This window comes from Pseudonocardia sp. Cha107L01 (assembly GCF_052566575.1).
In genome coordinates, this window is sequence record NZ_CP199579.1 from 5351970 (window position 1) to 5375027 (window position 23058).

At 70.7% G+C, this 23058-nt stretch carries 20 protein-coding genes; 10 read left to right on the forward strand and 10 right to left on the reverse strand.

Annotation, left to right across the window (positions count from 1 at the left end; translation table 11 throughout):
• Positions 1-50 precede the first annotated feature (50 nt).
• The 3 genes from ACTXG6_RS25090 to ACTXG6_RS25100 are packed head-to-tail and all read left to right on the forward strand — an operon-like array spanning position 51 to position 3544.
• Positions 51-794, forward strand: coding sequence for a Zn-ribbon domain-containing OB-fold protein (locus ACTXG6_RS25090; protein ID WP_445181821.1), 744 nt, complete (start codon positions 51-53; stop codon positions 792-794).
• The gene (locus ACTXG6_RS25095) at positions 791-1957 is read left to right on the forward strand and encodes a thiolase C-terminal domain-containing protein (RefSeq protein ID WP_445181822.1); all 1167 of its coding nucleotides are present in this window, start codon (positions 791-793) and stop codon (positions 1955-1957) included. The genes ACTXG6_RS25090 and ACTXG6_RS25095 overlap by 4 nt, the downstream gene beginning before the upstream one ends.
• Positions 1958-1999: 42 nt before the next feature.
• Entirely contained in the window at positions 2000-3544 is a 1545-nt protein-coding gene (locus ACTXG6_RS25100) for a class I adenylate-forming enzyme family protein (RefSeq protein WP_445181823.1), read from the forward strand.
• A gap of 8 nt (positions 3545-3552) precedes the next feature.
• Here ACTXG6_RS25100 and ACTXG6_RS25105 read toward each other — a convergent pair whose 3' ends face one another.
• On the reverse strand, positions 3553-4197 hold the full coding sequence (locus ACTXG6_RS25105; protein WP_445181824.1) for a TetR/AcrR family transcriptional regulator: 645 nt from the start codon (positions 4195-4197) through the stop codon (positions 3553-3555).
• Positions 4198-4315: 118 nt separating this feature from the next.
• On the opposite strand from ACTXG6_RS25105, the gene ACTXG6_RS25110 reads away from it, so the two are divergent.
• Genes ACTXG6_RS25110 through ACTXG6_RS25120 form a run of 3 tightly spaced genes read left to right on the forward strand, consistent with a single transcriptional unit; the run spans position 4316 to position 7197 of the window.
• Positions 4316-5656 carry a protoporphyrinogen/coproporphyrinogen oxidase gene (locus ACTXG6_RS25110; RefSeq protein WP_445181825.1) on the forward strand — a complete coding sequence of 447 codons (1341 nt, stop codon included), beginning with the start codon at positions 4316-4318 and terminating at the stop codon, positions 5654-5656.
• Positions 5657-5658: 2 nt separating this feature from the next.
• Entirely contained in the window at positions 5659-6423 is a 765-nt protein-coding gene (locus ACTXG6_RS25115) for a hypothetical protein (RefSeq protein ID WP_445181826.1), read from the forward strand.
• Between the two features lie 18 nt (positions 6424-6441).
• Positions 6442-7197 carry a hypothetical protein gene (locus ACTXG6_RS25120; RefSeq protein WP_445181827.1) on the forward strand — a complete coding sequence of 252 codons (756 nt, stop codon included), beginning with the start codon at positions 6442-6444 and terminating at the stop codon, positions 7195-7197.
• Between the two features lie 32 nt (positions 7198-7229).
• Here the strand turns inward: ACTXG6_RS25120 and ACTXG6_RS25125 are convergent, their stop codons facing one another.
• The 4 genes from ACTXG6_RS25125 to ACTXG6_RS25140 are packed head-to-tail and all read right to left on the reverse strand — an operon-like array spanning position 7230 to position 12169.
• Positions 7230-8282 (reverse strand): NAD(P)H-dependent flavin oxidoreductase, encoded by a 1053-nt coding sequence (locus ACTXG6_RS25125; RefSeq protein WP_445181828.1) that lies wholly within the window; start codon positions 8280-8282, stop codon positions 7230-7232.
• Positions 8283-8298: 16 nt separating this feature from the next.
• Positions 8299-9501 (reverse strand): cytochrome P450, encoded by a 1203-nt coding sequence (locus ACTXG6_RS25130; RefSeq protein ID WP_445181829.1) that lies wholly within the window; start codon positions 9499-9501, stop codon positions 8299-8301.
• Positions 9498-11057, reverse strand: coding sequence for an AMP-binding protein (locus ACTXG6_RS25135; RefSeq protein WP_445181830.1), 1560 nt, complete (start codon positions 11055-11057; stop codon positions 9498-9500). Before ACTXG6_RS25135 ends, ACTXG6_RS25130 begins: the two co-directional genes overlap by 4 nt.
• Entirely contained in the window at positions 11057-12169 is a 1113-nt protein-coding gene (locus ACTXG6_RS25140) for a hypothetical protein (RefSeq protein ID WP_445181831.1), read from the reverse strand. Before ACTXG6_RS25140 ends, ACTXG6_RS25135 begins: the two co-directional genes overlap by 1 nt.
• A 113-nt stretch (positions 12170-12282) precedes the next feature.
• On the opposite strand from ACTXG6_RS25140, the gene ACTXG6_RS25145 reads away from it, so the two are divergent.
• Complete coding sequence (locus tag ACTXG6_RS25145; RefSeq protein ID WP_445181832.1) at positions 12283-12981, forward strand: TetR/AcrR family transcriptional regulator; 699 nt, start codon at positions 12283-12285, stop codon at positions 12979-12981.
• Here ACTXG6_RS25145 and ACTXG6_RS25150 read toward each other — a convergent pair.
• Both ACTXG6_RS25150 and ACTXG6_RS25155 read right to left on the reverse strand, forming a co-directional pair.
• On the reverse strand, positions 12924-14177 hold the full coding sequence (locus ACTXG6_RS25150) for a cytochrome P450 (RefSeq protein WP_445181833.1): 1254 nt from the start codon (positions 14175-14177) through the stop codon (positions 12924-12926). The genes ACTXG6_RS25145 and ACTXG6_RS25150 overlap by 58 nt on opposite strands.
• Positions 14178-14187: 10 nt before the next feature.
• Positions 14188-14727: a glutathione peroxidase gene (locus ACTXG6_RS25155; protein WP_445181834.1), complete on the reverse strand. Its 540-nt coding sequence runs from the start codon at positions 14725-14727 to the stop codon at positions 14188-14190.
• Between the two features lie 260 nt (positions 14728-14987).
• On the opposite strand from ACTXG6_RS25155, the gene ACTXG6_RS25160 reads away from it, so the two are divergent.
• Positions 14988-15338: a hypothetical protein gene (locus ACTXG6_RS25160; protein ID WP_445181835.1), complete on the forward strand. Its 351-nt coding sequence runs from the start codon at positions 14988-14990 to the stop codon at positions 15336-15338.
• Between the two features lie 25 nt (positions 15339-15363).
• Here ACTXG6_RS25160 and ACTXG6_RS25165 read toward each other — a convergent pair whose 3' ends face one another.
• A complete protein-coding gene (locus ACTXG6_RS25165; protein ID WP_445181836.1) occupies positions 15364-15936 on the reverse strand; it encodes a hypothetical protein in 573 nt (190 codons plus the stop codon).
• A gap of 81 nt (positions 15937-16017) precedes the next feature.
• Between ACTXG6_RS25165 and ACTXG6_RS25170 the strand changes: the two genes are divergently transcribed.
• Complete coding sequence (locus tag ACTXG6_RS25170) at positions 16018-16494, forward strand: Rieske (2Fe-2S) protein (protein ID WP_445181837.1); 477 nt, start codon at positions 16018-16020, stop codon at positions 16492-16494.
• A gap of 54 nt (positions 16495-16548) precedes the next feature.
• Here the strand turns inward: ACTXG6_RS25170 and ACTXG6_RS25175 are convergent, their stop codons facing one another.
• Positions 16549-19032, reverse strand: coding sequence for an Hsp70 family protein (locus ACTXG6_RS25175; RefSeq protein ID WP_445181838.1), 2484 nt, complete (start codon positions 19030-19032; stop codon positions 16549-16551).
• 84 nt (positions 19033-19116) lie between these two features.
• A complete protein-coding gene (locus ACTXG6_RS25180; RefSeq protein WP_445181839.1) occupies positions 19117-20445 on the reverse strand; it encodes a PucR family transcriptional regulator in 1329 nt (442 codons plus the stop codon).
• A gap of 268 nt (positions 20446-20713) precedes the next feature.
• Between ACTXG6_RS25180 and ACTXG6_RS25185 the strand changes: the two genes are divergently transcribed.
• Entirely contained in the window at positions 20714-23035 is a 2322-nt protein-coding gene (locus ACTXG6_RS25185) for a PEP-utilizing enzyme (RefSeq protein ID WP_445181840.1), read from the forward strand.
• The last annotated feature ends 23 nt before the right edge of the window (positions 23036-23058 follow it).

Sequence of the window (23058 nt, forward strand, 5' to 3'; positions counted from 1 at the left end):
CGCCGTCCCCGAACCGCCGCCACGCCACCACTCAGCGAGGAGCCACCGCGATGCCAGTCGAGGTCATCGGATCTCTGCCGCCCGACATAGCCGACCTGGTCGAGCGGCACGGCCGGGCGGTCGCGGCCGGCGACCTGCGGGCCACGATGGCCGACTTCCGCCCGGACCGGATCGGCCAGCTGGCGGCGTCGGCGTCCCTGCCCGTCGACCTGGAGTCGTCGGAGGTGCGGCGGCTGGTGGCCGAGCCGGACGGCTCGGTGACCGCCTTCATCCGCTACCGCGCGGCCGGCGGCGCCGCGATCCTGCTGCGCTCGCGGTGGGTGCGGCTGGCGGAGGGCTGGCGGGTGCACCACGTGCGCAACCTCCCGGAGACCCCGCCGAGGCCGCCGACCGGGGGACCCTCCGACGGCGGCCTGGACGCACCGCACTGGCAGGGCCTGCGCGCTGGTGAGCTGCGGATCCAGCGGTGCGGTGGCTGCCAGCGGTGGATCTGGGCGCCGCGCCCGATGTGCCCGAACTGCTACAGCACCGACCTGCGCTGGCCCGCCGTGGCGCCGGCCGGCACGGTGTACTCCTGGACCCGCACCTGGCAGCCGTTCACACCGGAGCTGAGCGGCCACCTGCCCTACGTGGTGGTCCTCGTCGAGCTGCCGGAGGCGGGCGGGCGCCGGGTGCTCGGCGTGCTGCGCGACTCCGACGCGGCGACGGTCCGCATCGGGCAGCCGGTCAAGGGCGACTTCGACGAACCGGCGGACGGCCAGGGCTGGCCGCTGCTGCGCTGGTCGCAGTCGTGACCGGGCAGCGCGGCGCGGCCGCCGTGGTGGGCGTCGGCAACACCAGCTTCTACGAGCGCGGCACCAGCCCGCACTCATCGCTGCAGCTCACCCTGCAGGCGGTCCTGGACGCCTGCGCGGATGCCGGCGTCGACCCGCGCGATGTCGACGGCTTCGTCTCCTACGCGAACGACAGCACCGAGGGGCTCGCCGTCGGCGCCGCGCTCGGGGTCCACGAGGTGCGCTGGTCGAGTTTGGTGTGGGGCGGCGGCGGGGGAGGTGTGGCGGCGGCGGTCAATGCGGCCGCCGCCGCGGTGATCAGCGGGCAGGCCGAGCGGGTGATCGTCTACCGCGGCCTGAGCGAGGCCGACGACGGCCGGCAGAGCTACGGCAAGGGCCACTTCCCTCCGCTGCTCAGCGCGCACGGTGTGCTCACCCCGGTACAGGTCTGTGCGTTGCGCACCCAGCGTCTGTTGGAGGTGGACGCGGTGCCGGCCTCGGCGCTGCGGGCACTGGTACTCGCCGACTACCACCATGCCCAGAACAACCCGGAGGCGGTGGCCTACGGGCGCCCGCTCAGCGCCGAGCAGTACGCCGACGCGCGGATCGTGTCCGAACCGTTCCGGCTCTACGACTGCTCGCGGGAGAACGACGGCGCCGGCGCGTTGCTGGTGGTCGCCGCCGACCGGGTGCCGGAGTACTCGGGCCACCCCGCGTACGTGCTGTCCGGGGTCCAGGGCGCGGGTCCCGGCTGGTCGGAGTCGGTGGAGAACGACGACGCGTACACCAGCGCCGGGTTCCATCCGGCCCTGGTGGAGCGGCTGTGGGCGCAGGCGGCGGTGAAGCCGGGTGAGGTCGACGTCGTGCAGGTCTACGAGAACTTCAGCGGGCCCGCGGTCGCGTCGCTGATCGACTTCGGGATGTGCCCCACCGGCCCCGACGCCGGCGCCGTCATGACGCTGGAGAACCTGACCGCGCCATCGGGCCGGCTGCCGATCAACACCGCCGGCGGCAACATCGCCGAGGGCTTCGTGCACGGGATCGGCCTCGCGGTGGAGGCGGTGCGCCAGATCCGCGGTACCTCCAGCAACCAGGTCCCCGGCGCCGACGTCTCGCTGTTGCTCGGTGGGCCGATGGCACCGCTGGTCAGCGCCACCCTGTTCGGTTCCGAGTCGACACTCTGAGCGGCCCCGCCGCCACACCCGGCACACAGCCTGAGGAGACACATGGCCACATCGGTCGCATCGGCGCTCAACTGGTGGGCGCGGACCAAGGGTGACCAGCCGGCGGTCGTCCTCGGCGAGGACCAGCTGACCTACCGCGAGCTGCGCAACTGGTCCGGGCGGGTGGCCCGGCGGCTGGTGGAAAGCGGAGTGCGGCCGGGGGACCGGATCGGCGTGCTCGGCGGCAACAGCCTGGAGTGGACGGCCGCCGCGTACAGCGTGATCAAGGCCGGCGCGGTGCTGGTGCCACTGAACCCTCGGCTGGTGCCGGTCGAGCTGCACAAGCTGATCGAGGAGTCGGGGGCCACCGCGGTCCTCGCCGAGGCGACACGGGAGGCCGCGCTGAAGGAGGTCGCCGAGCTCGGTGCCCGGTTCTCGGTGACCGGTTTCGACGCGGTGGCCGACCTGCGGGTGGGTGCCGGGGACGAGGACTTCCGGCTGGACCGCGAGCCGGACGAACCGGTGGCGATCCTGTTCACCAGTGGCTCGACCGGGCTGTCCAAGGGTGTGATCTGCACCAACCGGACCCTGCTGGACATCGTGTTCGAGGCGTCGCTCGTGGAGGAGGGGTTGCGTCCCGGCGCCCGCAGTCTGTTGCTGCTGCCGCTGTGCTTCACCCCCGGCCTGGTCTGGGGCCTGGTGATGTCCACGGTGCTCGGCGGCACGCTCGTCGTGGAGCCGGACCTGAACCCGTCCAGGGCGGTGCGCCGGCTCGACGAGTTCAAGATTCAGGTGATCTTCGGGGTGCCGCTGATCTTCGAGGCGCTGGCGAGGGCGCCCGAGTTCGCCGGTGCCGACCTGTCCCAGCTGCGCACCGCGGTGGTCGGCGGTGCCGCGGTTCCGATGCCGCTGCTGGCGGCCTGGGCGGAGAAGGGCGTGGCGCTGCGCCAGATCTACGGCATGACCGAGGTCGGCGGCATCGCCACGGCCACCTGGCCCAGCGAGGCCGCCGAGTATCCCGGCTCGTGCGGCAGCGGCTCGGTCTTCACCGACCTCAAGGTGGTCCGCGCGGACGGAACCGAGTGTCCACCCGGTGAGGCTGGCGAGATCCTGATGCGCGGCCCCGGCATGACGGTCGGCTACTGGGAGGACCCGGACTCGACCGCGCTGGCGGTGCGGGACGGCTGGTTGCACAGCGGTGACCTGGGCGTACGCGACGCGCAGGGGCGGCTGACCTTCGTCGACCGGATGAAGGATCTGATCATCTCCGGCGGCATCAACATCTCACCGGTCGAGATCGAGGCCGTGATCGGTCGCCATCCCGGCGTGAGCGAGGTGGCGGTGATCGCGGCCAGCGACGAGCGCTTCGGCGAGACACCGGCGGCGATCGTCAGCGTCACGGGGTCGGCCAGCGGATCTGACACCGAGCCGGTCAGCGTGGCCGAGCTGATCCGGACCTGCCGCGCCCAGCTGGCCGACTACAAGGTGCCCCGCTACGTGGTGCTCCGCGAGGAGCCACTGCCCCGGCTGCCCAGCGGCAAGATCTCCAAACGTGCGGTCCGGGACGAGTATCCCGACGTCACCGCCCGCTTCGAGAAGATCAGCTGACCGGCGGGTCAGCCGACCTCGGGCCGGTAGCCGGCATAGAAGATGCGCCAGATCATGTCGGTGACCGCATCCAGAAGTTGCTCGACCTCGGTCTCGTCGGCCGAGCTGACGAGTTGGTACAGCCCGTGCTCGAGCATCCACACCGTCCATTGGGCGCCGCGCTTCGGGTCGATCGTGGAATCGGCGGTGCCCGCCTTCTGGGCCGCCGCAATGTGGTCGGCCAATGAGGCGACGACCTGGTCGATGAGTGACTGTTGTTGTTCGCGCACCCGGGCGTCGTACGCCGCGGTCTCGACGACGGCGCCGAAGATCGTGCGGTGCGCCCGGTAGGTGTTGATGGGGAGGCGCAGTGCCCTGCGCAGGTCCGCCTTGGTCGCGTCGGGGGACAGGTCCCACCAGGCATGGCCGACGCCGACGAGGTCGCCGATCACGTCCCGGGCCATGGCGACGAGCAGGTCGCCCTTGTCGTCGAAATAGGAATAGAACGTCGAGCGGGAAATTCCGCCGGCGGTGATGATGCGTTCGACGCTCAGTTCGGCGTACGAGTCGCCGGAGCCGACCAGATTCTCCACGATCGAACTGAAGTGTCGGCTGAGCATGGTCCGGCGCTGCGGGCGGGAGACCTGGAACGGCTTAGGGGCGGAAGAATCCACCTGTGCAGTGTACAACTGCGCCGTACACCCTGTATGGACCATCGAACACAGTGTTTGCTGGCCGGACAGAACGTTTGATACCGTACGATGTATGGTTAATCCAGGTCCGATCTTCGTCGTGGGAGCCGGACCCTCGGGTCTCGCCGCCGCGTGGCGACTGCAGGAGGCCGGTCGGGACGTTGTCGTCCTGGAGTCGCGAGACCGGGTCGGCGGGCAGCTGCTCTCGGTCGAGCGGGACGGCTTCCTCATGGAGGCCGGCACGACGATCCTGCCCGAGGCGTACGACAGCGTCATGCAGCTCGTCCGCGACGTCGGGATGGCCGACGAGCTGATCCCGGCGAGCTCGCTGATGGGCTTCATGCGCGGCGAGGAGATGCACTACCTGCGCGCGAACCGGCTCGCGCTGGACGCGGCGCGCACCAAGCTGCTGTCGCTGTGCTCCAAGCTCAAGGTGGCGCGCCTCGCGATCGACACCTTCAAGCTGCGGAAGCTGCTCAGCTACGAGGACCTGTCGCTGGCCAGCGAGTACGATGTCGAGACACCCGAGGAGTACTGCCGGCGGCGCGGTCTCGACGGCGAGCTCTACGACTACCTGATCGAGCCCACGGTGCGCGGCGGGGCCGGTGTGCCCGGCAACATGATCTCCGTCGTGGAGTTCTTCTTCCTGTGGCAGAAGGTGCTCGGTACCAAGCTGTTCGCGTTCCGCGACGGCTACTCGTCGTTCCCCCGGCGGCTCGCGGCCGGGCTGAAGGACGTGCGCCTGAACTGCACGGTCCGGGAGGTCAGAGAAGACACCGCGGACGGTTGCGTCCGCGTCACCTACCAGGGCCCGGACGGCGAGCACACCGAGACCGGCGCCGGGGCGGTGGTCAGCGCGATGGGCAACTGGGTGCCGGACATCGTCCCGCAGCTCGACCCGCACCGCGCGAAGTTCCTGCGCGACCTCAACTACACCTCGACGATGTCGATCAACCTCGCGCTCAGGCGGGTCCCGGAGTGCCCGGCGTCGTTCGTGGTGGTGCCGCAACCGGTGTCCGACGGCCTGTTCGCGGTGATCCTCGAGCACAACAAGGCACCCGGCAGGGCACCTGAGGGCAAGGGCCTGGTGTCGTTGTTCATGATGAACCAGTGGGCGGTCGACCACATGGAGGCCACCGACGAGGAGATCCTCGCCGACGTCCTGCCGGACGCGGAGAAGGTCATCCCGGGGCTCGGCGCCGACATCGAGTTCAGCCGCGTCAACCGCTGGTTCCCGGTGCTCGTGTACAGCCACCCCGGCCTGTACAAGGAGCTCGGGCGCTTCCACGCGTCGCGCGATCTCACCAGCCGCATCCACCTCGCGGGCTCGTACAACTCGTCGGGCAACGTCAACACCGCCACCACCGCGGGCGAGCGCGCCGCCCGCGAGCTGCTGCGGGCACTGGCCAGCCCGGTCGCGGCCACCCCGGCGGTCGGGTGAAGGTGCGGATCACGCCGAGCGACTTCAACGCGCCGCACGGGTCGGACGGGATGGCCTTCCCGCTCACGGCACACCTGTGGGCGGACGCGGTGCTCTGGGTGGTGGCCGGTGGCCTCGGGCTCCTCGCGGTGGTCGAGCTTGTCCGGCGGCGCACCCCGCTCAGCCTGGTCCTGCTCGCCGGTGGTGCGATCGCACTGTTCAACGAACCGGTCGACGACATCCTCGGACTGGTGTGGCACCCGCGCCCGGGACAGAACACCGTCATCGACACGATCGGGCCGGTCCCCATGTGGGGGCTGCCCACGTACATCATCTTCTTCGGTGCGGTGCCCTGGCTGCTGCTGCGCGAGCTCCAGAAGCTCCAGTTCACCCTGCGCGCGTTCTGGGCCGGCATCGCCATCACGTTCGTGCTCGACCTGCTGATCGAGCTGCCGCTGCTGCGGGCCGAGCTGTACACGTACTACCCGGTCGGGGACGTGCCGATGTCGATCGCGGGGTTCCCGCTGTACTGGCTGATGATCAATACGACCGGGCCGGTGGTGGCCGACGCGGCGTGCAGCATCGCGGTCGGCCTGCCGGTCTACACGGCGCTGCACACCCCCGGTGCGAGCGAGCTGGTGCGCTGGGCCTGCGCGGTCCTGTCCTGCCTGATCGGCCTGGTGATCCTCGACGCGCTGTCCCGCTTCATCCTCGGCCGTACCCGGCAGCTGGGTGACAGCACCCCGCCGGCACGGCCCGCCCTGTCCCGCGAGTTCGAGAAGACCTGATCGGAGCGAGGAATCCCGATGAATCCGCAGCTGACCTTCCAACGTGTCTGTGCCTGGAGCGGCGTCATCTGCGTCGCGCTGTTCTTCGGGGCCTTCGCCCTCGCCGGCTTCATCCCGCCGTTGTCACCGAGCCTGTCGGCGGCGGAGGTGGCCGCGCACTACCAGAGCCACACCGCCGGAATCCGGTTCGGCGCCGGCGCGATGCTCGTCAGCGGGATGTTCTACGTGGCCTACACCGCCGTCATCTCCGGACAGATGCGCCGGATGCACGGTGTGCACCACTCGGTGACCTATGCACAGCTTGCCGGGGGAGCGGCCGGGGTGTTCACCTTCATGCTGCCGGCCATGCTGTTTGCCGCCACCGCATTCCGCGCGGACCGGTCGCCGGACATGACGCAACTGCTCAACGACCTGGGCTGGATCATCCTGGTCATGCCGTGGCCGCCGTTCATGACGCAGAACTTCGCGTTCGCCTTCGCCATCTTCAGTGACAAGAGACGCGTGCCGGTGTTCCCCCGTTGGCTGGCCTACGTGAACATCTGGGCGCCGATCCTGTTCACCCCGGCGCTCGCACTGCCGTTCTTCAAGACGGGGCCACTCGCCTGGAGCGGAATCTTCGTCATCTGGATCCCGGCGTTCGTCTTCATTCTCCAGTTCGTGGCAAACACGACCATGCTGCTGAAGGCGATCCGGGCCGAGGAGCTGGACGGGGGACCGCGCTACGAGGTGACCGACAGCGTCCCGTCCGGGTACGGCACCCGCGCGGCGACGTAGACCGGGCGCGCCCTACCTGCCGGCGGCGGCAGTCACGCGGCGGTAGTCACGCGGCCCAGCCTGAGCTGCTCGGCGGTGGCCGCTGCGCCGCCGAGCAGATCCGCCGCGTCGCGCACGATCCGCTCGATCAGCTCGGCGACCGTCGGCATGTCGGTCAGCGCGGCCGCGACCTGCCCGCCCGGTAGTAGGCCGTTCTCGATATCGCCCTCCCGCATGGCGCGGCGCATCTCGCCTTCCTCCCACTCCTGGAACTCGTCCGGGGTCTTGCTGCGCAACGCCTCGGGCAGCTTCTCCAGCCCGGGGTTCTTCAGTCCCCGGCACGGTGCGTACACACCCTGGAAGACCTGGTCGCCCCACTCGGGGGTGTCGACGACGCGCTGTTTGTAGCGCTCGTGCCACTCGTGCTCGACGGTGGCGATGAACCGGGTGCCCATGGCGATCCCGGCCGCGCCCATGGCCAGCATCGCCGCGAGGCCGCGCCCGTCGCACAGCCCGCCGGAAACGATCACCGGGCAGTTCAGCCGCTCGATGACCTGCGGGGCGAGCACCATCGTGTGCACGCCGTTGACGTGGGTGTGCCCGCCCATCTCGTAGCCGGAGGCGATGATGACGTCGGTCCCGGCGTCCCGGGCCTTGATCGCATGCCGCACTGAGCCGACCTTGGCCTGGTGGATCAGCCCGGCGGCCTGGATCGTGGCGATGAACTCACCGGGGTAGCCGGCCGACGTGGTCAGCGCGACGAGCTGGTTGCCCACCTTGCCGCCGTCGCGCTTGGCCGCGATCGCCTCGGAGATACACGTCTCGCTCACCGGCAGCAGCTCGCCGGAGGCGACCCGGCCGACCGGGACGTTGACCGCGAACGGTGCGTCGGTGTGTGCGGCGATGTACTCGATCGCGGCCCGGAAACCGTCCCTGAGGTATGTCTCCGAGGTGTTGACGATGCTCGGGCTGCTGATCGAGCCGAGGCCGCCGGCGTTGGACACGGCGGTGGCGAGCATCGTCGTCGGCTGCGGTCCCATCCCGTCCTGCACGATCGGATGGCTGATCCCCAGCATGTCCCGGTAGCGCTCCCACATAGAGGTCATTGCGTGCCAGGTCCTTTCAGCAGACCTTGTCGAAGGTCACGGGAATCCGGTCCGGCGCGTTGGCGATGCCGGGCTTCCAGACGATGTCCTCGGGCGCGCACTCGAGCCGGAAGTTGGTGACCCGGGCGAGCAGCTCGTCAAACGCGATGGCGATCTGCACCCGGGCGAGGTGCGCGCCGAGGCACCGGTGGATACCGAGACCGAAGCCCGCGTTGCCGCCCCGGGGCGGTTCGAATTGCAGCTGTGAGCCGTTCGGGAACTTCTTGTCGTCGCGGTTGGCGGAGTCGAACCGGATGAGTACCCGGTCGCCCTCCTTCATCCGGATGCCGCCCACCTCGACGTCGCGGGTGACATTGCGGGCGAAGGTGCAGACCGGGGCCTGCTGCCGGATGAACTCGTCCATGTCGCTGCGGACCCACCGGGGGTTGCGCACCCGCTGCTCGAGCTCGGGGTGCATCGCCATCTGCATCACGATGTTGCCGATGGACGAGCGGGTGGTGTCCAGGCCGCCGAGGAAGATCACGTTCAGCGAACCCAGGGCCTCCTCCTCGGGCACCGGCTTGCCGTCGATCTCACCGGTCACCAGCGCGCGCAGCACCCCTTCGCGCTCGGGCGGGTTCTCCAGCGCGGCCGCGAGGTACGCCGCGGAGAGCATGGCGAGGTTGAAGAACGCCTCCGGGGTGCCCTCCTCGGTGACCGCGTCCGTGACGTGGATGGCCGCCGCCATCTTGTCCTGGTCGTCCTCGTCGAAGACCATCCGTGCCAGGGTGCGGCTGACGAACGGGCCGGCGAACTCGCCGAGGATCTCGACCCGGCCGTTGTCGATGAAGCTGTCGATCAGCATCCGGCAGTTGGCGCGCATCTCGTCCTCGAAGCGCAGCGAGAACGTCTTGGAGAACACCGGGTTGAGCAGCTTGCGCAGTCCGGTGTGGACGGGCGGGTCGGCGTCCAGCGGGCCGAGCCGCACCGGCGTGGGCGCCGGCGAACCCTGCACCGAGGAGAAGGTCTGGTGGTCCTCGAGGATCCGGCGCATGTCCTCGTACCGGGTGATCAGCCAGAACCCGGTGCCCGCCTCGGTGCGCACGATGGGGCAGTGCTCGCGCGCGTAGGCGAACGCGTCGTACTTCCACTCCTCGTGCGCGGGGTTGAACAGGTCGAACTCGCGCAGCAGCGCCGGGTAGTCCCGCTGTGTTGTTTCCGTCTCGGGTGCCTGGGTCATGACACATCTCCGTACTTCTGTTTGAGGGTGCCTTTCACGACCTTGCCGGAGCTGTTGCGGTCCAGCGCCGCCACGGTCACCACGCTGCGCGGCAGCTTGAAGGCGGCGAGTTTGTCGGCGGCGAAGGCGGTGATCGAGTCGACGGTGACCGCCGCGCCGCCGCGGACCACCACGACGGCGCGGCCCACCTCGCCCCATTTCGGGTCGGCGACGCCGATGATGCCGATCTCGGCGATGTCCGGATGGCCGACCAGCACGTCCTCCACCTCGGCGGCGAACACGTTCTCGCCACCGGACTTGTACATGTCCTTGAACCGGCCGGTCAGGTAGCAGAACCCGTCGGGGTCGATGCGCATCGCGTCGCCGCTGCGGAACCAGCCCCGGTGGAACGCCGGGTCGGTCGCCGGGTCGCGGCGCCAGTAGCCGGGCAGGATGCTCGGCCCGCGCACCCAGGCCTCGCCGACCTCGCCCGGCGCCACGTCGTTTCCCTCCTCGTCGACCACCCGCAGGTGGGTGTGCTGCACCGGGAACCCACACGAGCCGATCTTGTGCGGCGCGGCGGCCACGGTCATGGTGGTCGCGGACGGGCCCATCTCGGTGGCGCCGTAGCTGGGCAGCAGGTGTACCCCGCGCTCGGCGTACCGCGCGGCCAGCTCGCCCTCCAGGTAACCGCCGCCGAGCTGGCCGTAGCGCATGCCGGAGAAGTCAGCACCGTCGAAACCGGGCAGGCCGGACATCATCAGGTACATCACCGGGGCGCCGGAGAAATGGGTGACGCCGCTGCGCGGGTCGCCGAGCAGGCCGAGCACCTGCTCGGGGTCGAACCGGGACGCGACGCGGGCGCAGCCCCCGCTGAGCAGGACCGGGTTGGTGACGCCGTTCAGCCCGCCGGCGTGGAACAGCGGCAACGCGGCGAGATGCCGGTCGCCGGCCCCGGTGACCCGAGCCGGGCCGGCGATGTTGAGTGCGTTCCAGATCAGCGTGCTGAAGGTGGTGATCGCGGCCTTCGGCCGGCCGGTGGTGCCGGAGGTGTAGAGCAGCTGCGCGGGTTGGTCCAGCAGGTTGTCCGGCGACGGTGGCCTCGGCTGGGCGCGCTCGGCGGCGGCGTCGAGGTCCAGCGGCCCGTCCGGGGTGGCCCAGCAGGCCAGTGCCGGGACAGCGCCGGCCAGGGCCGAGGCGGTCTCCGCCCACTTCGCGTCGTGCACGAGTACGGCGGGCTCGGCGTCGGCGAGCATCGCCTCGAGCTCGGGCAGCGCGAGGCGCCAGCTCAGCGGTACGAACACCGCGCCGAGGCGCCAGCAGGCGAACTGCACCTCGAGCACCCTCGGATCGTTCTCGGCCAGCACCGCGACCCGGTCGCCGCGGCGGACACCGAGCCGCTCGGCCAGCACGCCGGCGAGCCGGGCCACCCGGTACTCGGTCTGTGCCCAGGTCTGCGTCGCGGGGGTGTCGACGCTCTCCAGGGCGGATTCGTTCGGGTAGCGCCGGGCGTTGTAGTCGACCCAGTCGGTCGCGCGCTGACCGGTCTGCCGGACCTCTTCGGCCGGCCGGGCCATCAGCGGCCCCGTTCGTCGCGGGCCAGCGCGGGCGTCTTGGGGTGCGGCATCGGGTGCGCGGTGGGCGGTGCCTCGTCGGGTGCCTGCTCGTGCACCCAGCCGATGGCGGCGGCGTAGGCGGCGATCAGCCGGTCTTCCAGCGGGTAGTCGAACTTGGCCGGGTACATCGGGTAGGCCTCCGGCGTCACCGGGTTCTCGGTGAACCAGTCCAGCGTCTGGCGCATCGCCTCGTGCGCGCTGATCACCTGCCGGTAGCCGAGCTCGACCTTGGCCTTGGTGGCGTCCAGCAGCATGTGCGGGCGCCCGGTCGGCGGGTACAGCTCGACCAGCGCGGACGGCGCCATTACCGACGGGATCCCGACGAACTCCAGCTCCGCGCCGAGCAGACCGGCCACCGTCTCGGCCCACTGGCGGATGGAGAACTGGTCGTCGTCGGCGACGTTGTACACCTGTCCGTCGGCGACGGCCGACCTGTCGACGATCTTGAGGATCACCTCGGCGGCGTTGCGGGCGGCGCAGCGGGAGATGATGCCGAGCCCGTCGTCGGGCAGGATCATCTGGCGCCGCCCGTCCTGGACCCGCTTCAGCACCGACCACTCCCAGGGCACCAGGCTGCGCGCCCCGTAGATCGCCGGGAACCGGACGTAGGAGGCGCGGTAGGCACCCTCGGCCCGCTTGGCGAACACCGCGCGTTCGGCGGCGATGATCGGCCTGGCGAACTTGGGGACGTGCGCGTGCTCGTCGGAGAGCGGCCCGTCCTCCCTGGCCAGCACCCGCATGCCGAACGGTGTGACCGTGTCCGGCTCGAGGCAGCCCCGGTAGGCCGGGACGCCGCCGACGCCGACCAGGTGCCCGGTACGCCCGGCGAACACGTCCGCGATGACCTTGACCCGGCCGTACATCGCGAGCACCACGTCGAAGGACTCGTCGCCGACTGCCTCGGTCAGACTCTCCGCGAAGTGCGGGTCCGCGTGCACGTGCGGGACGTCGGGGAGTCCGGCCGGCTCGTGCACGCCCCGGTGCAGCAGCCGCACGTCGTGGCCCCGCTCCACCAGGCCGCGGACCACGTCGACACCCGTCGAGCCGGTGCCGCCGATCACGAGTGCCCGCATGGGCCGCCTCCGACGTCGGACACTATATGGCGGGCGTGCCATATCCTGGCATATCCTTGCACGGGGATGTCCCTTTGTCACCAGATGAGGGGCCGGACCGTAGGGTCGGGTGCATGACTGAGGCTCAGTCGCGGCGAGGTCGACCGCCCGGGTCCGACGGTGTCGAGACCCGCCGCCGCATCCTGCGCGGCGCCCGCACGGTGTTCAGCAACACCGGGTTCGACCGGGCGACGATGGAGGAGATCGCCCGGGAGGCGGGCCTGACCCGCAACGCCATCGCCAACTACTACCCGAGCAAGATCGAGCTGCACCGGGCCGCGTTCAGGTCGATCCAGCAGGACGCGCTGGTCGAGATCATGAGCAACCTGCCCGATGCGGACCGGCCGGCGGCGGAGCGGATCTTCGGGCTGTTCGAGTCCGCGATCCGGGTGAACGACTCGGACAGCACGTTCGTCCGGTTCTGGGTCACCTCCACGCTCGACGCGGCGCGGCACACCGGGCTGCGCGAGGGGTCCCAGCGGCAGTTCGCGCAGGTGCGCCAGTACTTCGTCGACTGCCTCGAGGAGGGCAGACGCAGCGGTGAGATCGAGGCGGCCGTCGTGCCGGACGATCTCGCCCAGGTGCTCGTCGACCTGCTCTGGGGGCTGGCGATGGACTCCGGCTTCCATTCGACGCCGGAGCGGGTCAAGCGGGTGCTGACCGCGCTGAACCTGCTGATCACCAGCTCGCTGCGCGCTCGGCCCCTCGAGAGGGGTCAGCGCACCGTGACCGGCAACGACCGCAGCCCGCGCACCACGAAGCCGGGTTTGTAGGCCGGTTCCGCCGCCGCCGCCAGCTTCGGGACCCGCCGCACCAGTGCACCGACGCTGGCGGCCAGCTCTCTCCTGGCCAGCGGCGCACCGAGGCAGAAGTGGATGCCGGCCCCGAAGGTGAGGTGCGGGTTCGGTGACCGGGACACGTCGAACCGGTCCGGGTCGGCGAACACCGCCGGGTCGCGGTTCGCCGAGCCGAGCAGCAGGGCCAGCTCCGCGCCCCTGGCCACCTCGACGGCCTCCGTACCGCCGGTCCCGTCGCCGATCGTGACGTCGTTCAGCACCCAGCGCTCGAACATCGGCGTCGCGCAGTCGTAGCGCAGCATCTCCTCGACCGCCGGAGCCAGCAGCGCGGCCGGGTCGGCACGCAGCTGGGCGTGCTGCTCAGGATGACGCAGCAGCGCCCACACCCCGTTGCCGGTGGCGTTGACCGTCGCCTCGTGACCGGCGTTCAGCAGCAGCACGCAGGTGCCCACCAGCTCGTCCTCGGAGAGCCGGCCGCCGTCGGCATCGGCGACCTGGGTGAGCGCGGTGAGCAGGTCGTCGGCGGGGGTGGCCCGGCGCGTCGCGGCGAGCCGGCGCAGGTAGTCACCGAACTCCGCGCAGGCCGCCGCCGCCGCCATCCCGTCCGCCCGGTCCGCGTCCAGCTCGAACATCCGGCAGATCGCCGCCGACCACGGCCGCAGCAGTGACCGGTCGGACTCGGGGACACCGAGCAGCTCCGCGATCACGGTCACCGGCAGCGGTTCGGCGAGCACCGCGACCAGGTCCACGGGGGAGCCGTCCGAACCCGCGTCGAGCAGCTCGTCGACCAGTTCACCGGCCAGCGTGGCGATGCGCGGGACGAGCTGCTCGACCCGGCGGGCGGTGAACGCGGCGGACACCAGCCGCCGCAGCCGGGTGTGGTCCGGGGGCTCGCGGTCCAGCATGCCGTTGCGGATGGTGGCCCAGAACGGCGCCAGGTACGCCGGTTCCGGGGGGCGGCCGAACTCCGCGTGGTCGGCGACGTGCAGGTAGGTGCGGCCGAGGCGGCGGTCCCGTAGCAGCCGGTCCACCAGCGCGTACCGGGACACCACCCACTGCCGCGTGGCGTCGTCGTACAGCGCGGGCGGACCGGCGCGCAGCGTGTCGAAAGCCGGGTACGGATCGGTCACGAACCGCGGGGAACCCGGCTGGTAGACCACTGGATCTCCCATCGCGGTCCGCTCAGGCGGTGAGCAGGGCGTCCAGGTCGGAGCGGATGTCCTCCGGGGTGGCGGTGGACTCGTAGCGGCGGATGACGTTGCCGTCGCGGCCGACCAGGAACTTGGTGAAGTTCCACTTGACCTCGTCGGTGCCGATCGCCTCGGGGCGGGTCTTCTGGACGTGCTGGAACAGGAATCCGTTGTCCGGGCCGAAGTCGCCGGGGGCCTCGGTGCGCAGGTAGGTGTAGAGCGGGTCCGCGTCCGGGCCGTTGACGTCGACCTTGCTCAGCACCGGGAAGGTGACGTTGTACGTGGTGCTGCAGAACTGCTGGATGTCGGCGTCGGTGCCTGGCTCCTGGTCACCGAACTGGTTGCACGGGAACCCGAGGACCTGCACACCGCGGTCCCTGGTGTCCTGGTACAGCGCCTCCAGACCTTCGTACTGGGGCGTGAAACCGCACTTGCTCGCCACGTTGACCAGCAACAGCACGTTGCCCTTGTACGCATCGAGATCCTGGGTGCTGCCGTCGGCGGCTTTGACAGAGAAGTCGTAAACGCTCATGGACAGCTCAACGGGGCCGCGGCCGGGAAGATTCCGGTCCGCGGCCGGATACCCATGCTTGTCCACACCCTGAGATGCCCTGAGCGCGTGGCGAGGGCGCTGCCAGTAGCGGCCGGTGACGGCCGGTAGAGTGGACGGTAGTTCCGCCCGGCACGCACGATATGATCTTGGGGTCCTGACGTTCCGCCCTCCTGCGTCGTATTGGCCAAGCTCGCCGCCTGGCACTCACGCTCGGCTGGGCGCCGGTGAAAGCGGTGGTCATGGCTGAGGTCGACAGCATCAGAGTGTTCCGGGGAATCTACGGCGGTTTCGCCCTGGCCATGAGCGAGGCCGAGTCGGGCATTCACTTCGACGAGCTGCCGTCCTCGGACGAGATGGCGAGCAGGGCCTTCGAACTGACCTCCCAGGTCGTCACCGCCGACCAGCGGGACGTGATGCCAGGTGCCCAGCAGGAGTTCACCGCCACGACCGTCGCCCTGGCGATCATCGAGCACAACGGAAAGGCCGAGGAGCTGTCCGCGCAGTCGATCAGCGACGCCCTCGACGGGTTGTGGACGTTGGTCGGCGGGCGCTGGTCCCGGCAGGAGACGGTCCCGAGCGAATCGGCCTGACGTCCGGAGCAGCTCTAGAGTTTGTCTAGTCGCCTGACCAGCAGCCCATGATCACGGTGGCGATGATGCGACTGGTGGCGGCAGGCGGGGCCGGCGGTCTGCCGAAGTTGGGCGGCAGCGCGGACACATCGACCAGCAACACCTTGTTGTCCTTGCGAGCCACGATGGAGCGGTTGCGGGTGTAGAACGCGCCCTCGCCGATCCCGTCCAGGGGCGCGAGCTCACCCAAGGTGGCGGCGAGCTGGTCGATGTAGGCGACGGTTTGTGCGTTGTCGGCCAGCTCCTTGACCGACAGCACGAAGGAACCGTCCGGGTAGTCGTACCGGCAGGAGTACAGGTGGTCCCGCCAGGTGGGCTGCTCGACCCTGGTCGGGGTGACCCCCAGCGCGCCGGCGATGTCCTTCTGCCCGTCGTCCGTGCTGCACACCTGCAGGGCGCTCGGCGACGGTTGCCCCGGGCCTGCCTGGGCGGGGGCCGGCGCCGACCAGCTCGGGGGCGGGCCGGGCACCGGACCGGGGCTGGGCCGACCACACGCGGTGACCACGAGCAACGGCAGAGCGACCAGGACCGCGAGGTACCGGATAGATATTGCGTTCATGCGGTGCTCCGGAGGATTGTGTGGCGGCTGCCCGGGCCCTGGCACGGCCGGAGGTCCGGTAGCCCACCCTGGGAGATGGCCATGTCGAACAGTCAGCGCGGCGACCGTGGAGAACTGGGGCGGGCACAGCTGGACCGCCGCAACCTGGTCGCGGGTGCGGGTCTGCTGGGATTGTCCCTTGCGCTCACCGCGTGCGGCGCCGGCACCGCGGCCCCGGCCACCCCGACCGGTGCCGCGGCCGCCCCGCCGGTGCCGTTGGAGACGCCCGCCGCTGACCTAGCCAAGGCCGTCGACATCCCGGTCGGCGGTGGCACGGTCTTCCCGACCAACAGGGTCGTGGTGACGCAGCCCATTGCCGGGCAGTTCAAGGCGTTCAGCGCGATCTGCTCCCACGAGGGGTGCACGATCAGCCAGGTGGCGGACGGAACGATCAACTGCCCCTGCCACGGCAGCCGGTACTCGATCACCGACGGCTCGGTGGTGCACGGCCCGGCCACCCGCCCGCTGCACACGCGCTCGCTCACCGTCCGGGATGGTGCGGTCCGGCTGAGCCAGTGAGCCAGCCAGTGAGCCGCTGCGTTGCGAGGGCGCGCCCGGTGTCACTGGTCGACCTCACCCGGCGGTCTTGAGCACGGAGACGTCGTTGGAGCTGATGTTGGTGACGTAGGCGTGCTTGCCGTCCGCCGCCACGAAGACGGACGTCGGATCCTGCCCCACCTGCACGTTGGCGGTGACCTGGTTGGTCGCGGTGTCGATCACCGAGACGGTGTTGCTGCCGTCGTTGACCACGTAGGCGTGCCGGGAGTCCGGGGCGAAGGCGACGCTCTGCGGCTCCAGCTGCACCGGGATCGTCGCGGTGACCTTGTTGGTCGCCGGATCGATGACTGAGACCGAGTTGCCGTCGTAGTTCACCACGTACACGCGGGCCCGGTCCGGCGACATCGCGATGGAGTGCGGGCTGCGGCCGACCGGGATCTCGGTCAGGACCGCGCCGTTCTTGGTGTCCAGCACGGTCACGACGTTCGACGCGTGGTTCGCGACGTAGGCCCGGCGGCCGTTGACCGAGTAGGCGACGCTGTGTGGGTTCGGTTTGACCGCGATCTTCTGCACGACGGTGTTGGTGGCGGTGTTGACCACGGACACCAGGTTGACGTCGTGGTTGGGGATGTAGACCTGCCGGCCGTCCGGGCTCACCGCGATGGCGTACGGGAACTTCTCCGCCGGGATCGACGCGACGACCGCCCGGGTCGCCGTGTCCACCACCACGACGGCGTTGCCGGTGTTGCGGATCTCGTCGTACACGCTCACGTAGGCGAACCGGCCGTCCGGCGTGAACGCCACGAACTGGGGCGGCCCGGCGGCGATCGGGATGCCGCCGACCACCCCGTTGGTCGCCAGGTCGATCAGGGTGATGCTGTGCGTGTTGGTGCTGGCGACGTAGGCGAGCTTGCCGTCCGGGGTGATCGTGCCGGACTGCGGGCCCGCCGGAACCTTGATCAGACCGACCACGGTCGGGTTCGGCAGGCTGGCCGAGGGCGGCACCGCCGGTGCGGTGGCGACCGGTGGTGCCGGGGCCGGCTCGGGTGCCGGGGCCGCCTCGGGGTTCGCCGTGGTGCCGCCCGGCCGCAGGAGGGCCACCAGGACCACCGCGAGCACCATGACCGCGGCGGCGACCGCGAGGAACCACTTCCAGGTGTGCGACCGGCCCGAACCGCTCGGGTCGGCCGCGGCGTGTTGTGCCCATGGCGGCGGTACCGGCTCGTGCCGGGCCGGTGTCTCGGCGTGTCCGTTTGCTCCGCCGAAGCTCGGTGGGCCGGCCGCCAGGTGGGCGCCGGCGAGCGTCGCGGCGCCGTTGACGGGCGCGCCGGCGCCGTCGACCGGTGGCGGGGTCGGAGCGGGCACGGCGATGGGCGTCGGAGCGGTGATCGGGGCCGAGGTGGCGTCGTACTGCCAGTCCGTCGTGCCGGCCGCGGCGCTCGTTGCGGGGACGGGGACCGCCTCGTGCGTCTGCTGTGTGTTGGCGGTGGAGCCGACGCCCGACGCGGCCGCGATGCTGGCCGCGCCGAGCGCCACCGTGTACTTGGGGTGGGTGTCCACCACGGTCTTGCAGCCCAGTGCGTCGGACACCATCCGGGCCACCAGCGGGATGCGTGAGGAACCGCCGACCAGCAGGACCGCGCTGAGGTCGGACGGCTCCAACTTGGCCGACCGCAGGGTCCGGACCAGAGCCTGGGTTGTCGACTCGATGGGCCCGCGGACCATGCCTTCGAACTCCGCGCGGGTCAGTTTGACCTCGAAATGCCGGTCCGGCAGGAACACCGGGATGATGGCCTCGGTGTCCAGGGACAGTGACTCCTTGGCCAGCACGCAGTCCTGGCGCAGCCGGGCGATCGCCAGCGCGGTCTGCAGATCCGTCATGTCGAGACCGTCCAGCGCACCGCCCGACGTGACGTTGACGAATTCCAGCACCGACTCGTCGAAGTCGACACCGCCGAGTCGTTCGATTCCCTCCGGTCGACCGAGGATCTCCACACCGTCCCTGGCGCCGCGCAGAATGGTGGCGTCGAAGGTGCCGCCGCCCAGGTCGTACACCGCGACGATCTGGCCGTCGTGCAGCTGCCGCGACGAGGCGTAGTGCGCGGCCGCGGCCTCCGGCTCGGTGATCGTCAGGGTGTCGCTGAGCCCGGCGTTTGTCGGAACCTCTTCGAACAGGCCACGGCGGAACGGTCCCCAGTTGGCCGGGTGAGTGAGCACCACCTGATCCGGCGGCCCGCCCTCGAGGCTGACGACCTGCCGCAACACGTCGCGCAGCAGGGCGCCGAGCAGATCGGTGACCGCGAACGACGTGCCGCCGAGCATCACCGGTGTCGGGTCGCCGAGGCGGCGCTTGAACTCGCGACCGACCCGGTCCGGCCGGGAGACCGCGCGTCGGCGGGCCGCGTCGCCGGTCACCAGGGTGCCGTCCTCGCGGAGGTACACCAGAGCCGGGGCGACGACGGACTGAGGGGACAGGGTGAGCATTTCGGCCCCCGTCGGACGGGCGATCGCCGCCGCGACAAAGGTGGTACCGAGATCCACGCCAAGGCTGTATGACACCGTGCCTCCTCCGGAACCGGAGCGCGATTCTAACCCTCTATTGGCGCTGGTCCATGGCCTTTCCTTACCGATTGTTACCGGGCCCTACCGGGAATCCGGTTCGGGAGCTTTACCGGCGCCCTCGGAGTTGCCGCGCAGGGTGCGGTCGATGAGCAGCGCGGCGCCGAGCTCGAGTACGTCCTGGGACAACGGTCGGCCCAGCAGCGCCTCGGCCTGGCCCAGCCGGTAGCTGACCGTCTTGTGGTGCACGTGCATCAGCTGCGCGGTACGGGTCTTGCTGCAGCCCTGGGACAGGTACACCAGCAGCGTCTCGCGCAGGCGCCCACAGGTGTCGTCCTGGCTGCTCAGGGCACCGAGGCGGTCGTCGGCGAGACGTCGGGCGCGGTCCGGGTCGGTACAGAGCACGGCGGCCAGTTCGACGTCGCGGTGCCGGGTCACGCCAGGCCTCGGGTGCCGGCTCAGCCGGGCGGCCCGGTCGGCCTCGCGGGCCTGGTGGTGCGAGCGGCGGAACCCCGCGCGCCCCCGCCCGGGTGAGCCCATCCCGGCCAGTACCCCGCGCAGCGGGGTTGCCGTGACGGCGGTCAACGCGTCGTCGCCCGGGCGGGCCGGCCAGCTGAGCCACACCCACCAGGTGCCGTCGCCGACCGGCAGGGTGAGCGTCGCGGCGGCGCCGGTGCCGGCCCGCAGGTCGTCCAACGCCGCCCGGACGTCACCGGTGGGCTCGATCGGCGCGAGCACCAACGCGACGTGGTAGCCACGCACGTCGAAGCGGAGCAGTGAGCCCGCCGCGCTCTCGTCGACGGGCGCCTCGCCCAGCAGGTCGCGGATGACGTCGGCGGGGGCGCGGTGGCTCCCGTCGGCCGGTCGGAGCCTGCCGAACTGGCTGCGGTACTCGGTGACCAGGTGCTCACACGACCGGTCGATGAAGGTGAACATGTGCCGCGAGGACGACGCCAGCACGTCGCTGAGCAGCTCGGAGTCGGTCAGCTGCAGGCCGACGTACTCACTCCACCGCTGCCAGAGCAGTTCGTGGCCGTACCGGTAGGCGCGGAGCAGATCGGTGATGTCGCCGCCGCCGGTCACCGAGTGCCGCATCAGCTTCCGGGCCCCGAGGGGCGGTTCCGTCGCGGTGGCCGGAACGCCGAAGGCGAGGGTCGACAGGATCGCGCCGACGTTCTGCTCGGTGCTCTCGCGCACCGCGTCGACCGCCTCCGGGGAACCGTCCGGCACCAGCCCGGGCAGCTTCGCCAGCACCTGCGCGGTGATGTCCGCGGAGATCCCGTGGGACCTCGGCAGCAGATCGTGCGCGCACCGTTGGATCGCCTCGGCGGCTCGTTCCGAGGCCGCTAGTTCGGAGGCGGTGACGGCCTGCTGAGTTACCAGCTCAGGCGGGGTGACGGACCGGGGTGACACGACGGTGACAGTAGTGGGATCCCGACCCCTTCTATGACCCAGGTCACCCGGACGTTATCCATTTTGTCGATTTCTCTGGTCCGTCGGGGCTAGTCGAGTGCGACGGCGCCGGGCATTGCGAGTGTCTCCTGCCGGCGTGGATAGCGGCCCGAGCACACCTTGCCTCCATCGGCCATTGGCTCCCCGGTGCCGGTCCACCACCATTTCAGCCACTGTCCACCGGCGCGAGTCCCGGAGTCGGACGGAACATCACAAGGGAGTGATCGAGGTGGACGACTTCGAGTTGGTCGGTGCCGGTCTGACCGTGTTCGAGCACGACGAACCGGTACAGGGCCCGGTCGTCTGGCTGGACTCGCCCTCGGCGGTGCTGGACTTCGTCTCCGGCGGCGACGTGGCGGACTCGATCGTGCTGGCCCGGGGCGGGACCACCACGTTCCTGACCCCGGCCCTGTCCGCCGGCGTCAAGGGCGTGATGACGCTGCAGGGCGCCCCGGAGAGCCACCTGGGCATCCTGTCCAGGGAGTACGGCATCCCCTGCCTGATGTCGGTGGCGTTCACCGAGGGTGTCACCAGCAGCCGGGGCGAGACGATCCCGCCGGACGGCGCGCTGGTCCGCATGATCGTCTCCGGCTCGCCGGAGGGCCAGGTGTTCATCGAGCGGGGTGCCCGGACCTACGGCACGTCCGGTGGCGAGTGTGCCAACGCACCGGACCCGGAGGCGGCCGCACAGGCCGAGCAGCTGCGCGCACTGATGGCCAGCTACCGGGGTGAGATCGCCGACGGCCCGGCGGGGGACCGGCAGCTCCGGGCCCGGCTGCGCACCGGGGTGCTGGACGGGGTGCTGACCGGCGAGCGGGCGAACCTGCACCGGGACCTGGACCCGGCCGAGGTCGGCGACTTCCTGGCCTACTCCGGCTGGAACCTCTGGGACCTGATCAAGGCCCGGCAGACCGAGGGTGAGTCCGGGCTGATCCCGCGCCAGGAGTACGAGACGGTCGGCTTCGTCCAGCAGTGGGGCAGCTACGCCCGCTGGATCGACCTGATCACCGACAAGATCGGCGCCGACGGTGTCATCGAGCTGGGCGGGCTGCCCCGGCGCGAGATCGGCACGAAGGCGAACCACGTGCACATCTGGGGCGCCGGGGCCTGTCCGCTGATCGGCAGGGCGATCGCCGGGCAGCTGGGTCTGACCTCCGACCTGGACGACCACCGCAACGCCAACACCATCATCTCGTTCATGCGGCGGCTGCAGTACGGGCTCTGGGGTGAGGGCCCCGGCTTCGTGTCCGGGCGTGGCTACCGGGTGCCGGCGCTGGCGCGGAGCTGGCTGGACCGGTTCCGCGACGAGGAGTCCCGGCTCGCCGACCGGGACCAGCTCGCGGCGTTCCGCAAGTTCAACGCCACCACCGAGCTGACCGGGTTCCTGCTGCACTACGACTGCCGCGCCGGGCTGTGCGACACCGGGCCGTACCCGCTGCCCGACGGCGGCTTCGTGATCGTGCGCGACCACTTCCTGTACGAGCCGGCGTACGAGTGGGCCGCCGAGCTCTCCGACCTGCCGTACTGCGTCACCGAGGCGATGTTCTTCCGCCCGGACACCCCGGTGACCATCGCCATCAACGACATCGCCACCACGTTCGCCCAGCCGCGTAACTACCTGAAGTACCTGTCCGGCGCGGTGGTCTACGCCCGGGACCGCTGGGACACCCCGGTGTCGGAGGTGCGGCGGCTGGACGAGGCGGAGATGGCGCGCATCGTGGACCGGTGCAACGAGTCGATGCTGTCGCTGTACACCTCGATCGGCGAGCTCTCCTGGGACGAGCGGATCCGCAACGGGGTGAAGGTGTACTGCCGCGAGATGCTGCTGCCCTACGCCCGCGCGGCCGGGGTGTGGGACTCGATGATCTCGCAGGACTACGACGCGCTGACCGACCTGACCGAGCAGGCCTACCCGGTGTTGGCCGGCGGCCAGGCGCAGCAGGTGCTCGGCGCGGTGTTCCTGATGGGGCAGGGGTTGGTACCCGACACGGGGTTGGGCGCCGCGCCCGAGGTCGGGCCGGACGCGCTGCCGGCACTGCACGCCCTCGCGCTGCGCGGCAACCTGGCCGAGCTGCCCGGCGACCCGGACCCGCTGCTCGACGCCGGGCTGGTGGCGCACACCCCGGCCGGCTACCTGCTCACCGAGGCCGGCCACCGCCGCCACGGCGAGCTGCTCGCCGCCGAGCGCTGTGGTGTCGACCAGGAGCGTCTCGGTCAGGCGTACGAGCGGTTCCTCGCGGTGAACGGGCCGCTGAAGAGCCTGTCCGCCCGCGCCGGCTCGGTGGACGAGGACGGCCGCTTCGCGCTGCTCGGCGAGGTCGAGGTGTTGATCGAGCGGGTCGGCCCCGCGCTGCGCCGCACCGCGGAACTGCTGCCCCGGTTCGGCGGCTACCGGTCCCGGCTGGCCGAGGCGCTGCGCCGGGCGGAGGACGGCGAGTGGGCGTACCTGACCAGCCCGACCGTCGACTCGGTGCACACGGTGTGGATGGAAGCCCACGAGGACTACCTGCGGACGCTGGACCGAAGCCGCGAGGCCGAGGGCAGCTACTGACCCCGTGAGTGGCGGGTGGTCCC